The 12,414-nt window shown below is 46.5% G+C and carries 13 protein-coding genes; 8 read left to right on the forward strand and 5 right to left on the reverse strand.

The features are described from left to right. The first annotated feature begins 153 nt into the window (after positions 1 to 153). Positions 154 to 687 (forward strand): YceI family protein, encoded by a 534-nt coding sequence (locus KNO94_RS10590; RefSeq protein WP_214779489.1) that lies wholly within the window; start codon positions 154 to 156, stop codon positions 685 to 687. Positions 688 to 713: 26 nt separating this feature from the next. On the opposite strand, the gene KNO94_RS10595 is transcribed toward KNO94_RS10590, so the two are convergent. Beyond that, entirely contained in the window at positions 714 to 1,697 is a 984-nt protein-coding gene (locus tag KNO94_RS10595; RefSeq protein ID WP_214779491.1) for a metal-dependent hydrolase, read from the reverse strand. An 87-nt stretch (positions 1,698 to 1,784) separates the two neighbouring features. Between KNO94_RS10595 and mutY the strand changes: the two genes are divergently transcribed. From mutY to KNO94_RS10615, 4 genes are all read left to right on the forward strand, one after another. Next, positions 1,785 to 2,819 carry an A/G-specific adenine glycosylase gene (gene mutY / locus KNO94_RS10600; RefSeq protein ID WP_214779493.1) on the forward strand — a complete coding sequence of 345 codons (1,035 nt, stop codon included), beginning with the start codon at positions 1,785 to 1,787 and terminating at the stop codon, positions 2,817 to 2,819. Next, the gene (locus tag KNO94_RS10605) at positions 2,806 to 3,231 is read left to right on the forward strand and encodes a hypothetical protein (RefSeq protein WP_214779495.1); all 426 of its coding nucleotides are present in this window, start codon (positions 2,806 to 2,808) and stop codon (positions 3,229 to 3,231) included. The genes mutY and KNO94_RS10605 overlap by 14 nt, the downstream gene beginning before the upstream one ends. 89 nt (positions 3,232 to 3,320) lie before the next feature. Next, positions 3,321 to 3,863: a nucleoside tri-diphosphate phosphatase gene (gene ntdP / locus KNO94_RS10610; RefSeq protein ID WP_015880896.1), complete on the forward strand. Its 543-nt coding sequence runs from the start codon at positions 3,321 to 3,323 to the stop codon at positions 3,861 to 3,863. 38 nt (positions 3,864 to 3,901) lie between these two features. Continuing rightward, positions 3,902 to 5,650, forward strand: a complete 1,749-nt coding sequence (locus KNO94_RS10615; protein WP_214779497.1) for an ABC transporter ATP-binding protein — start codon at positions 3,902 to 3,904, stop codon at positions 5,648 to 5,650. Between the two features lie 32 nt (positions 5,651 to 5,682). On the opposite strand, the gene KNO94_RS10620 is transcribed toward KNO94_RS10615, so the two are convergent. The 3 genes from KNO94_RS10620 to KNO94_RS10630 all read right to left on the reverse strand — a co-directional run bounded on the left by KNO94_RS10620 (position 5,683) and on the right by KNO94_RS10630 (position 8,780). Beyond that, on the reverse strand, positions 5,683 to 6,078 hold the full coding sequence (locus KNO94_RS10620; protein WP_015880898.1) for a thiol-disulfide oxidoreductase DCC family protein: 396 nt from the start codon (positions 6,076 to 6,078) through the stop codon (positions 5,683 to 5,685). Positions 6,079 to 6,131: 53 nt separating this feature from the next. Beyond that, positions 6,132 to 7,364 carry an MFS transporter gene (locus tag KNO94_RS10625; protein WP_214779499.1) on the reverse strand — a complete coding sequence of 411 codons (1,233 nt, stop codon included), beginning with the start codon at positions 7,362 to 7,364 and terminating at the stop codon, positions 6,132 to 6,134. Positions 7,365 to 7,481: 117 nt separating this feature from the next. Beyond that, entirely contained in the window at positions 7,482 to 8,780 is a 1,299-nt protein-coding gene (locus KNO94_RS10630) for a glutamate-1-semialdehyde 2,1-aminomutase (RefSeq protein ID WP_214779501.1), read from the reverse strand. A 191-nt stretch (positions 8,781 to 8,971) separates the two neighbouring features. Between KNO94_RS10630 and perR the strand changes: the two genes are divergently transcribed. Further along, positions 8,972 to 9,403, forward strand: coding sequence for a peroxide-responsive transcriptional repressor PerR (perR, locus tag KNO94_RS10635; protein ID WP_031421138.1), 432 nt, complete (start codon positions 8,972 to 8,974; stop codon positions 9,401 to 9,403). 35 nt (positions 9,404 to 9,438) lie between these two features. On the opposite strand, the gene KNO94_RS10640 is transcribed toward perR, so the two are convergent. Then, positions 9,439 to 9,798: a YgzB family protein gene (locus KNO94_RS10640; protein WP_214742889.1), complete on the reverse strand. Its 360-nt coding sequence runs from the start codon at positions 9,796 to 9,798 to the stop codon at positions 9,439 to 9,441. 102 nt (positions 9,799 to 9,900) lie between these two features. Between KNO94_RS10640 and KNO94_RS10645 the strand changes: the two genes are divergently transcribed. Both KNO94_RS10645 and KNO94_RS10650 read left to right on the forward strand, forming a co-directional pair. After that, positions 9,901 to 10,842, forward strand: coding sequence for a nucleotidyltransferase-like protein (locus tag KNO94_RS10645; protein ID WP_251125930.1), 942 nt, complete (start codon positions 9,901 to 9,903; stop codon positions 10,840 to 10,842). 39 nt (positions 10,843 to 10,881) lie between these two features. Next, entirely contained in the window at positions 10,882 to 12,054 is a 1,173-nt protein-coding gene (locus KNO94_RS10650; RefSeq protein ID WP_214779503.1) for a PstS family phosphate ABC transporter substrate-binding protein, read from the forward strand. Positions 12,055 to 12,414: the final 360 nt, after the last annotated feature.

Here is a 12,414-nt window from a genome sequence, read left to right on the forward strand (position 1 = left end):
ACGACTCCCTTTTTCATCGTAACGGTCTTTTGTGATAAAAGTCAAAATTTTTCGACAATAATTTGTCAATCTTTTGTAAAACCGTTTTGAACTCAAGATTTGTGGTAATCACTAGATTGTACACATTAATCTATCCATAAGGAGTGAGTCACGATGGCTAAGACATATCAAGTTGACCCGGCGCATAGTTCAATCACATTCACGGTCAAGCATATGATGATTTCTAAGGTGAAGGGCGAGTTCAAAGAATTTGATATTAAGGCGAACGGTGAGCCGGACGATTTAGCGAATGCGAGCGTGAGAGTGACGATTCAGGCAGCATCCGTCGATACCAACAACACGGATCGGGATAACCACCTTCGTTCAGGTGATTTCTTCAATGCCGAGGAACATCCGCATCTCGTCTTTCACTCGACATCTTTCAGTTCGAAAGGGGGCGGAGAATTCGAATTGACAGGGGACTTAACGATTCGAGGAACGACTCGGGAAGAAACATTTGAAGTGGAGTATGAGGGAAGCGCAAAAGATCCATGGGGCAATACGAAACATGCCTTCTCCGGTAAAGGTTCGCTCAACCGTGAGGATTATGGATTAACATGGAACCAGGCGCTCGAAGCGGGCGGTGTCCTCGTCGATAAGAAAGTCAAATTTGAGTTCGAGCTTCAGTTCACTGAATCAGAGGCATAAGAAAAGTCGCTCAGATGAGCGACTTTTTATTGTTCGTATACCAATTTCTTCTGAAGGCTGTCCTCACTAAACACCCAACCCGTAAAGGAAGACAATACCTCGTTCGACTGTTCATCAACGATGACGACAGCGACGAACGGATACATATTTTTAGAGAAGTAGCGCAAATTTGTGAAGCGGTATTCAATCATTCCGTTATGGCGTGTCACAGTATACGTGTGAATTTTAGAAAAATCGAGAAACGCTTGTAAATCAGCATTTTTTCGAGCTTCGACGAAATGAAGATCGTCTTCTCCCGGCATCGGTTTGTCGCGGAAGCGACCACATTCGATGACTTTCCCTTTCTTCACTTTTACGGCTCCGAGACCATCGCGGAAACGGACGGCGACGTGCCAATCATCCCAACCGATTCCTGGTGAGATGAACAGTTCATGTGCGCCTGCAAAGTGTCTCGCCACGGTAGCGAGCGCACGGTTACGCAATTTAAACTGAATCGCATAGTAACTGATGACAAGCGCAATGAGCAATGCAAAAATAGGGACAGTCGCACCCGTTATCATCCATAATGCATATGCCCCGTAATATGCAGAGAACAAATACGGATCAAACGTCCCGATCACACCCCAGCCAATCCATTTTTTTGAGAACGGCTGTAACGCCTGCGTCCCATAAGCGTTGAACAGGTCGACCGTGACATGTAACAACACGGCGATTTGTGCCATCACCCAAAGAGAGGCAGGATTGACGCCAAGGACCGTCCCGATGACGGCACTGACGAGAATCGGCCAAGCGAGCAATGCGGTGATTCCGTGTGAACGACCGCGATGTTGGCGTAAATACGTGCTATTTCCTTTTAACTTAAAGACGGTGTCGAAGTCTGGTGCATGCGAGCCGACGAGCGCCGTCGCTGTCATGGCCAAAAACATCTGTGCATCGCCTGACACTTCCGGGCTGAGCGTCGCGATGGCACTTAATCCAAGTCCCATACCAATGTGTGTCGCAGTATCCAATGTGCTTCAGCACCTCCATCAATAAACAAAAATGATACGATCTATTCCTATTTATCATACAATATTTTAAAAACGAGGGGAAACACAATGCTTAATCTTGATAAATTGTTCACAAATTATAATATTCATCAGTTCAATGAGGAACTTGTCACCTGGTTTAATCGTGAAAAGCGTGATTTACCTTGGCGTCACGCAAAAAATCCATATCGCGTTTGGGTCAGTGAAGTCATGTTGCAACAGACACGAGTCGATACGGTCATCCCTTATTACAACCGGTTCATGGAACGATTCCCGACGCTTGAGGCGCTCGCTTCTGCTGAAACAGACGAAGTCGTCAAATATTGGGAAGGGCTCGGTTATTACTCGCGTATTCGAAACTTACATGAGGCGGTCAAAGAAGTCGCTTCTGTTTATGACGGAGTCGTTCCAGAAGAAAAGGAACGTTTCGAGAAACTAAAAGGGGTTGGTCCTTATACGACGGGGGCGGTGCTTTCAATTGCATATAATCAACCCGAACCGGCTGTCGACGGAAACGTCATGCGTGTCATGTCTCGTCAATTCGGAATCTATGATGATATCGCAGTACCGAAGACGCGTAAAATCTTTGAACAAGTCGTTCGTCGATTGATGAATCCGGACCACGCATCCGATTTTAACGAAGGCGTGATGGAGTTGGGTGCTACGGTCTGCACACCGAAAAATCCGATGTGCTCACTCTGTCCCGTGCAAGACACGTGTTATGCGTATGCCCATCACGTTCAAGAAGAATTGCCTGTGAAGACGAAAAAAGGAGCGGCGCGTGTCGAGATGTACGACGCACTTTGGATTGAAAAAGAGGGAAAAGTCGCCTATGTGCAGCGCCCGGAAAAAGGACTACTCGCCGGGATGTGGCAATATCCGCTTACTGAACGGGGAACGGGGGAACAACTTAACGGAACATATCTTGGGCAAGTGAAACACGTCTTCTCTCATATCGTCTGGTATATCGATTTATATCGAGTTGATACGCTTCCGACGGATGACGTTGTCTGGTTGGATGTTTCGGAGCGTGATGTGAAGACGGTTTCTGTGGCTCAACAAAAATTAGAACGATTGGCAGGTGGAGATCATGAGACGATTTGATGTAGAGACCACATACGATACGACGGTAGACGAACTGTGGGAGTTATTACAGGATGCCTCGCTTTTGACGAAGCTGACAACGTTTCCGAAAGTACGATTAGTGGGGGATGGTGCTTCGGTCGAAGGGAATGAAGTGAAGTTGTTCGTTGGGATCGGTCCGGTAGAACTGCCATGGAATAGCGCCATCAGTGTTGTAGGAAACTACGCATTTTGCGATCAAGGGAAGGCGTTACCGTTTCCGTTTAAACGATTCACGCACGTGCATCGGGTCGAGTCGCGTGATGGCAAGGCGGTCATGATTGATGAGGTGACGTTCGATAGCTATGTTCCGAACATACTCGTCGAATATTTTGTCCTTCGTCCGATGTTTCAAGAACGGGCACTGGCCTTCCAAAAAACACTAAATTCATGAAAATAAGAGATTTCCTTTTTCATTGGTTCTGAAAGTCGCTATAATTAAATATGAGAATTGTATAGCATCATAGCGGAAAGGAGGAGCTTATGAGCTTATTTCCCAAAGCAGGTAGCAAAATCGAGATACAGAGCTACAAGCACAACGGAACTTTGCATCGCGTTTGGGAAGAAACGCTCGTCCTTCAGTCGTCAAAAACGGATATGATCGGATTCAATGACCGCATCATGGTCAGCGAGTCAGACGGTCGGCAATGGAGAACGCGAGAGCCGGCAATTTGCTACTTTTCATCTGAGTATTGGTTCAATGTCATCTGTATGATTCGCGAAGACGGGATTTACTACTACTGTAATCTAGGTTCGCCGACTACATTTGATGGGGATGAACGTGCCATCAAATATATCGATTACGATTTGGACATCAAGGTGTTCCCAGATATGTCGTACACGATTTTAGATGAAGATGAATATGAGCGGCATCGTCGCGAGATGAATTATCCGAAAGCGATTGATCGAATCTTGAAGCAGAACGTGCAAGAACTGATTAACTGGATTCGAGGACGGAAAGGGCCGTTCAACCCAACATTCGTCGATGAATGGTATCGCGAATACGAAGCACGTTACCGGAGATGATTCCTCATCTCCGCTTTTTTTCTTAACAAGGAGGAACTATGGGTAGTATTAAACGTTATCTGCAATTTGTCAGTCCATATAAAAAGCAAATTGCCCTTACCATCTTCGTCGGGATTTTAAAGTTTTCGATCCCGCTCGGATTACCGTTACTATATAAATATGTCATTGATAATTATTTAGGGGATAATGCGCCGAAACAGGACTATACGACACTCGTCTGGTTATTCAGTATCGTCTTCTTCGTCTTCTTGGTCCTTAAGCCGCCAATCGAGTATTTGCGTCAATATTTGGCGCAGTGGGCAGCGACCCGCGTCTTATTCGACGTACGGAATCGGTTGTTCGACCATGTCCAGAAGTTGTCCCTTCGCTTTTATTCAAACAATAAGACGGGGCAAATCATTTCGCGAATCATCAACGATGTCGAACAGACGAAAGACTTCGTCATCACCGGCTTGATGAATATTTGGCTCGATATGATTACGATTTTCATCGCTATTGGAATCATGTATACGATCGACCCGCAACTCACGTTGATTGCCATCTTACCACTTCCATTCTATGCGTTTGCGGTCCGCTATTTTTACGGGCGATTGCGTAGCTTGACGCGGGAACGGTCGGCAGCACTCGCTGACCTCCAAGGTCATTTGACAGAGCGTGTGAACGGGATGGCGGTCATTCGAAGCTTTGCGCTTGAACCTTACGAAAGTAAAGCGTTCGAACAACAGAATGGTGGCTTTTTAAAAGCGGCACTCAAACATACGAGTTGGAACGCCAAGACGTATGTCGTCGTGTCCACCATCACCGATATCGCGCCAATCCTCATCTTCACGACGGCGTCGTGGCTCGTTATTCAAGAACAGGTATCGCTCGGGACACTCGTCGCGTTCATCGCTTATATTGACCGTCTCTATGCGCCGCTCGGGCGTCTCGTCAACTCGGCGACGACCCTCACGCAGTCGGTCGCTTCGATGGACCGAGTCTTTGAGTTTTTAGATGAAACATACGATATCGAAGAGAAACCAAACGGATTCGTCCCATTGTCGACGGCGGGTAAAATCGACCTTGACCACGTCAGCTTTTCATATGAGCAGGACGGGACACGGGCATTGAACGATGTGAATCTTCAAATTCGTTCTGGAGAACGCGTAGCGTTTGTCGGGATGTCCGGTGGCGGAAAGTCGACGCTCGTCAGCTTGATTCCTCGTTTCTATGACGTGACAGATGGAAGCATCAAAATTGACGGAGTCGATGTGCGTGACTTTAAATTACGTGCGCTCCGTGATCAAATCGGGATGGTCATGCAGGACTCGGTCCTCTTCAGTGAATCGGTCGCGATGAATATTCGGATGGGGAAACCAGATGCGACGGACGAGGAAGTCATCGCGGCTGCCAAAGCGGCAAATGCTCATGAATTTATCTCGAAACTGCAAGACGGATATGCGACACCGGTCGGGGAGAAAGGTGTCAAACTGTCTGGTGGACAGAAGCAGCGGCTTGCGATTGCACGCGTCTTCTTGAAGAATCCACCGATCTTGATTTTAGACGAGGCGACGAGTGCGCTTGACTTAGAAAGTGAAGCGATGATTCAAGACTCGCTGGCCCGTCTGACGAAAGGACGGACGACGTTAATCGTTGCCCACCGCTTGTCGACCATAACGGACGCCGATCAAATCGTCGTCGTGGATAACGGTCAAATCATGGAGACGGGAACGCATGAAGAGTTGATGCGTCGTCGCGGGGCGTATTATGACCTGTATATGATTCAAGATTTAGCCGTAGTCGAATAATAAAAAAGTCGAGTCCTATGGGCTCGACTTTTTTAGCGGTCTAAAAATCGTTTACGAACATCCGGGGAAGGGAGTGTGCACACTTCCTTTTTCCCAAATAGACGTGTCCGATGTTTGGCGAATAACGCATATCCATGATCACGAATCGGTCTAGGTATGAAACGAATGAGTCGAAGCAGGCGCCAACGGCCATCAAGGTGTTCGGCAATTCGAATCGCAGCGTCTGATTTTAAGTAAGGAACCCCTTCCTCAATATAGACGATGCTGTCGACTGATTCCGGGATCCGGTGTCGTGTTCGGAGTGACTGACCGACCTCGCTTTGGAGTGAAGCAAAGTGAATCGAGGCGTGTCGATCATGACGAATGATGAACTGGACACTGGCATCACAGAAGTTGCAATCGCCATCAAATAAAACAATCGCAGGCAAGTACTTCGCCTCCTTCATCGTACTGTTTTACCGTTTTGTCTTCATGTTAAACGTCAAGCAGCGAGTTGGCGAGCAGGTTGCATCTTATAGAGCGATACATAATACAAGTAAGCACCGAGGGCACCGAAGACGAACATGTAACCGCTCATCAAGACCGGACCGATGAACGCGCCGACGACAATGCCTGCCGCGGCAACCAATTTGGCTCCGTGGAACGTGAGGCCGCCGAATGCAAGATAAGAGGCACGGCGTTCAGGGTCGAGGAGGTCAACCTGTTTCACTTGTCGAATCGGCGAGTAGAGGAGTTCGCCAATAGTGAAGATAATCGCGAGTAAGGCCAGGACGATAAAGGAGTTCATCGAGGTAATGGCGGCGTATGCTGTGATATATAACGATAAGCCAATGAAAAATATGGTCTTCTCTTTGAAACGTTTGACGAACGCAGTAACCGCAAACGTGATGGCGACGACGAGCAAGGTATTCTCTAGTTGCATAAACGCCATCATGCGAACCCCATCAACAGGTATTCCGAGAATTTGACGACTTTCGAATGACTCTGCTAAATGAACACCGATATAGTTCGCCATATGAAACTCGGTCGAAAAGACGAGCATACTTCCAAATACGAATGTGATCCATCGGCGGTCGCGTAACGCGATTTTATAGTTTTCGATGACACCATGAATCGGATTTGACGGTGTTGAGCGGTTGCCAGTATATGTGTCGACCAAGAAACGTTGAAGAATGATTGTGGTCACAGTGAGAATGACCGTCATACCGATAAAGAGAGCGAAGCGATGGTCACGATAGAAGGCACCGCCGAGCATGACGCCTCCGGCGATCGCCAAGTTGACGAGCCAGTAGTCATACACGTAGATGGCTTTTCGATTCGATTCTTCCATCGAATCAATGACGATTGCCTCCAGTGCCGGATAGTTCAATCCGTTCGAAACGGCATGACCGAAGTAGAGGATGGCGACGACGAGTGCCCAGTTATTCGATGGGTGAATCGCGATGGTCATCCCGAGGAAACAGATGATTTGAATCACCTGGCCAATTTGTAAGACAGCCTTCCGATTGAACCGATCGGAAAAGTACCCACCGAATAGACCGGTCAAATAACCGACGATAACGAATGAGGTCATGATGATTCCGGCGGGGACTTTCCCCAACTCTTCTGAGAAATAGAGTGCCATGAATGGGAATATGGCAGATCCGACAATGCGAATGCAAAATCCGCAAACGAGTCGCAAGCGGACGTTTAATGGAAAATCTTTAAATTTCATATGGTGAGCACCTCCTTGGTTCTACTGTAATGGGGGACGATGCCTCATAAAAAGAGACACTTTTTTTGAAGATGTCCCCTTTTAAAAAAAAGAGAGATGCTCGCGCATCTCCCTTTCTTACAATTGAGCAAACGAGCGGTTCACCGCTTCGATCGTCTCTTCGATATCTTGTTCCGTATGTTCCGTCGTCAGGAACCAGGCTTCATATTTCGACGGAGCCAAGTTCACGCCGTTCTCAAGCATTAACTTGAAGAAGCGTCCGAACTTCTCACCGTCTGATTTTTCTGCACCTTCATAGTCGGTGACGATTTCATCCGTGAAGTAAACGGTGAGTGCACCTTTTAAGCGGTTGATTGTGATGGTGACGTCATGCTTCTCTGCCGCCTCACGGATGCCAGCTTCCAGTTTTTCACCGAGTGCGTCTAATTTTTCGTAAACACCAGGGTGCTCGAGCACTTCAAGGCAAGCAATCCCTGTCGCCATCGAGGCCGGGTTTCCTGCCATTGTGCCGGCTTGATAGGCAGGTCCGAGTGGTGCGACCGTTTCCATAATTTCCGCTTTTCCGCCATACGCACCGATTGGTAGACCACCACCGATGATCTTACCGAGTGCCGTCATATCCGGTTCGATGCCGTATACTTGTTGAGCACTTCCGTATGTGAAGCGGAACGCTGTGATGACTTCATCGTAGATGACGAGCGCACCGTGTTCGTGTGTAATATCGTTGACGGCTTGGAGGAAACCAGGTTTTGGCTCGACGATTCCGAAGTTCCCGACAATCGGTTCAACGAGAACGCAAGCGACTTGGTCTCCCCATTCTTTCATCATCTCGCGATACGCTTCGACGTCATTGAACGGGACGGTGATGACTTCTTTAGCAGTGGCTTTCGTCACACCAGCAGAGTCAGGAGAACCGAGTGTCGCGGGACCGCTACCTGCTGCAATCAGCATGAGATCCGAATGTCCGTGGTAACAACCGCTGAATTTCACAACGAGTTCACGACCAGTGTAAGCACGGGCGACTCGAACCGTCGTCATGACGGCTTCGGTTCCAGAATTCGTGAACCGTACTTTATCCATCGACGGGATGGCTTGTTTTAGTTTCTTCGCAAATTCAACCTCGAGACGGTGTGGCGTCCCGTATAATAAACCTTTTGAAGAAGCGTTCATAAGCGCTTCGTGAATGTGTGGATGGGCATGGCCGGTAATGATTGGACCGTATGCCGCCAAATAATCGATGTAACGATTGCCGTCTACATCATAAAAATAGGCACCTTCGCCGCGTTCCATATAAACAGGGGCGCCGCCACCGACCGCTTTAAATGAGCGGGACGGACTGTTGACACCTCCGACGATATGAGTGAGTGCATCTTGGTACAATGCATCAGATGACTGACGATTTGATGAAGTAGTCATATGTATTGCCTCCTTATTCAAATTCGCACTTATTGTATCATAGCCGTCAACCGCTTAAGCTCAGTGTTTGACGAGTAGTTGAGAAATCAGTACACTATTTATAAAGATTACTATGTAAGAAATAAGTTAATGTTCAAAACTATTTCGCATGAATTTTATAGAAGAAATGAGGGATTGACGTGGGAAGCGAAATGCTTGACCATGCTGTTCAGTCGCTCCGAGAACATGGAGTCAGAATGACGCCTCAGCGCCAGGCCATTTTGGAGTACCTCGTCACGGAGCACAGTCACCCGACAGCGGATGACATTTATAAAGCACTTGCCGCACGGTTTCCGAACATGAGTGTGGCTACTGTATACAACAACTTGCGTGTCTTTAAAGAAGTGGGTCTCGTTCAAGAGATGAACTACGGAGACGCATCGAGTCGTTTTGACTTCGTGACGTCGAAACATTATCACATCATCTGTGACACGTGTGGAAAAGTCGTCGACTTTAACTATCCTGTATTAGATGAAATCGAATCGGTTGCCTCTCAATTGACTGGATTCAAAGTTGATCGTCACCGACTTGAAGTGTACGGAACGTGCCCGTCTTGTCAGTCTGAACAATCGCAAACACATTAAAACCACATCCGAGGATTCGGATGTGGTTTTTTGTATCAATCCGTTTGTTGCGATTGACGCTTATTGTATTTCTCATCAAACTCTTTGCCTTCGAGTGACTGATCGATTGTAAGTGGTTCGTCACAATGCATACATAAATCAACGCGGCCGAGCATCTTCGTTTCTTTTTCACAGTTTGGACATGTCACGATAATTGCTTTAGTCGAGGCCATTCCGATAATGAAATAGAGTGCAGAGCTTGCGAGGACCATAACAAACCCAAGTAGCATGAAGATGATCATGAGCCATGTGATCGATTTCGCGAGAAGCCCGAGGTACATGACTCCAATTCCTCCAAAAATGAGGAGTAAGGCTATATTACGTGCACGGTTGATTTTGTTCCCCCGTTTTTTCATATATGAATCCCTCCAATAGTCTGTCTCTATCATAGCTCATCTTCAAACAGGTGAGAAGTTCCTGCGCTTTTTCGGCAGGAGTTTTTTGAAAAGAGGGCGAATTTGGTTCGTATCGAAAATGACAATCGTCATATATATAGTCAACTTACGATTGGGAGAGAAGGGGTCCGGATGACGATGGAATATGCGACTCGCACCATTTATTCAGAATATGCTGCATTAAAAACGACACTCGGGATTATTGAAGTGAAGAAAAAACGAGCACGGGATCCATTGACGGATCAGTCGGATCGTCTGCTGATTGTCATTGAATCAAGGCAAGATCCGTTTTGGACCGTGAAACATTATCAGGTCGGACAAGAGAAGATTGTCCTACATGTGGTTAGTGACTCGATGATGGATCGATGGATTGTCATGAATGAAAACCGGCGTGCTATTCATTGGATTGAAGATGGGCTCGTTTTATTTGAACGAAATGAATATATTCTGGAGTTACGACAGCGAAATCGGAATTTGACGAATCGGGAGCAGCGTCTACAGCTCTCGCTTTCATTCGCGAAATTGTTACGTCGATTTGAAGACGGGCGCTATTTATTTTTAGAAGGAGAGTTTCAAGACGCCTTCACTCAGATTCATCATGCGCTCACCCATTTGGCACGACTTTCGATTTTAGAAGCGGGCATTCATCCTGAAATCGTATTGTGGGAACAAGTCCGAGCTATCGACCTTGAGATTTATAAGTTGCACGATGAACTTGTCGGTGGACAGGAAACGCTCGAACAAAGAATCCATCTTGTCGTGATTGGTATGGAACATTTGATTCAATCGAAAGTGTTACCAGGTACATTGTTGTTACTTCAGACGATGCAAGAAAAAGATGAGGCATGGACGTTCTCTGAATTAATGGAACATCCGAATTTGAACGAACTTCGGGTCGACCTCGGAAGTATCATTGGTTTTTTAGTGAAAAAAGGATATGTTCGTACGGTCACGAGACCGACAAAAGGAGTCGGGGTAGAAGCAGTTCTTTATGAGATTGCGTAACGCCCCCTGCTTAGGAATGACGAGGAGAAAAACAGGTATATGAAACTATTGAAATTTAGCGTGGGCACCATCTTTATTTTGTTCGTCACGGTTGTGATTTCCGTCTTTGTCGCGCTCTTTACGATGGGCGACCCAATCACACTAGGGCGACCGATTATTTGGACGGTATGGTATATAGCCATTCTGCTCATCGTGTGTATGGGACTCTATGATTTTTCGTCCTTTTCAAAACAAAAGATTCGAAAAGTTCTAGGCTGGGGTGCGTTGGCCGGTGTTGTCCTCTTCGCTTCTGTGAAAGGATACTATATGTATCAAGATAGTTTGAAGATCGAGGAACGCGGTGTAGAGTTGACGGATTATCAGCCGTTCACGAATTCTGGACAATTGGCAAAGCTCGATCATGAATCGACGGTGAAGTTTGAGGGAGGACTGCCACGATTAGACGGGGCGACCGCACTCTATCCGATGTACGCTTCATTCGTGGAAGCAGTCTATCCGGATTCGGAAACGTATGATCCATATAATGATCAAACGAGTAAAGTCGTATCGACGACAACACCGGAAGCATACAGTCGACTCATGAACAATCAAACTGACGTGATTTTTGTCGCTGGTCCATCTGACCGTCAGTTGCAAGAGGCGGAACAAAAAGACGTCTCGCTACATATGACAGCAATCGGCAGAGAAGCATTTGTGTTCTTCGTTCATGAAGATAACCCCGTCGATTCTTTGACGATGGAACAAGTTCGTGGTATTTATTCTGGAGATATTCAGAATTGGAAAGAGGTTGGGGGCAACTCAGAATCCATCCGAGCTTTCCAGAGACCGGAGGATAGCGGCAGTCAAACGGCGTTACAAAAGATGATGGGCGAACAAAAACTCATGGAAGCACCGGTAGAAGATGTTCCTGAGGGGATGGGTGGAATTATCCAACAAACGTCATCGTATCGAAACCATAAAAATGCGATTGGATTCTCATTCCGATACTATGCGACAGAAATGGTAAAGGACCACAAGATTAAGTTACTTCGTATAGAAGGAATCGAACCGACCGTTGAAACTATTCAGGATGGGTCATATCCATTAACTTCAGAATTCTATGCGGTGACTACGAATGAGAAGGCGAGACAATATGGAGATTTTCTAAATTGGCTTGCAAGCGAGGATGGGCAGACCTTGGTTGAAGAGACGGGCTATGTACGTCTCGATTGATCCAAAGCAAAAGGTTTACTTTTCGTTATATTGACGGGGAGTAAATCTTTTTTAATTTTTTATCGTTTTTTGTATTGACGAAGTGGTAAATAGAGATTATAGTTATAAACGTTGTCACGGCAAAAGATTATTTCAGAAAAACAATTTGTGAAAAAGTTGTTGACGAAAACAATCGAAACGTGATAGATTAATGAAGTCGCCAAGAGCGGCAGACGAACTTTGAAAACTGAACGATGAGGCAAAAAAAGTTTTACAATTTTTGAATGAAGCTCAAGCTTCGTCAATTTAAGAGCTATATCAAATTCTTTGGAGAGTTTGATCCTGGCTCAGGACGAACGCTGGCGGCGTGCCTAATACATG

The sequence above is a fragment of the Exiguobacterium sp. s22 genome (genome assembly GCF_018617455.1).
In the GTDB taxonomy this organism is placed as follows: Bacteria; Bacillota; Bacilli; order Exiguobacteriales; family Exiguobacteriaceae; genus Exiguobacterium.

Bases quoted from the DNA above. Each gene is read 5' to 3' on its own strand.
- KNO94_RS10590 (WP_214779489.1), top strand. From the start codon at position 154: ATGGCTAAGACATATCAAGTTGACCCGGCGCATAGTTCAATCACATTC.
- mutY (WP_214779493.1), top strand. From the start codon at position 1,785: ATGCTTAATCTTGATAAATTGTTCACAAATTATAATATTCATCAGTTC.
- KNO94_RS10605 (WP_214779495.1), top strand. From the start codon at position 2,806: ATGAGACGATTTGATGTAGAGACCACATACGATACGACGGTAGACGAA.
- ntdP (WP_015880896.1), top strand. From the start codon at position 3,321: ATGAGCTTATTTCCCAAAGCAGGTAGCAAAATCGAGATACAGAGCTAC.
- KNO94_RS10615 (WP_214779497.1), top strand. From the start codon at position 3,902: ATGGGTAGTATTAAACGTTATCTGCAATTTGTCAGTCCATATAAAAAG.
- KNO94_RS10625 (WP_214779499.1), bottom strand. From the start codon at position 7,364: ATGAAATTTAAAGATTTTCCATTAAACGTCCGCTTGCGACTCGTTTGC.
- KNO94_RS10630 (WP_214779501.1), bottom strand. From the start codon at position 8,780: ATGACTACTTCATCAAATCGTCAGTCATCTGATGCATTGTACCAAGAT.
- perR (WP_031421138.1), top strand. From the start codon at position 8,972: ATGCTTGACCATGCTGTTCAGTCGCTCCGAGAACATGGAGTCAGAATG.
- KNO94_RS10640 (WP_214742889.1), bottom strand. From the start codon at position 9,798: ATGAAAAAACGGGGGAACAAAATCAACCGTGCACGTAATATAGCCTTA.
- KNO94_RS10650 (WP_214779503.1), top strand. From the start codon at position 10,882: ATGAAACTATTGAAATTTAGCGTGGGCACCATCTTTATTTTGTTCGTC.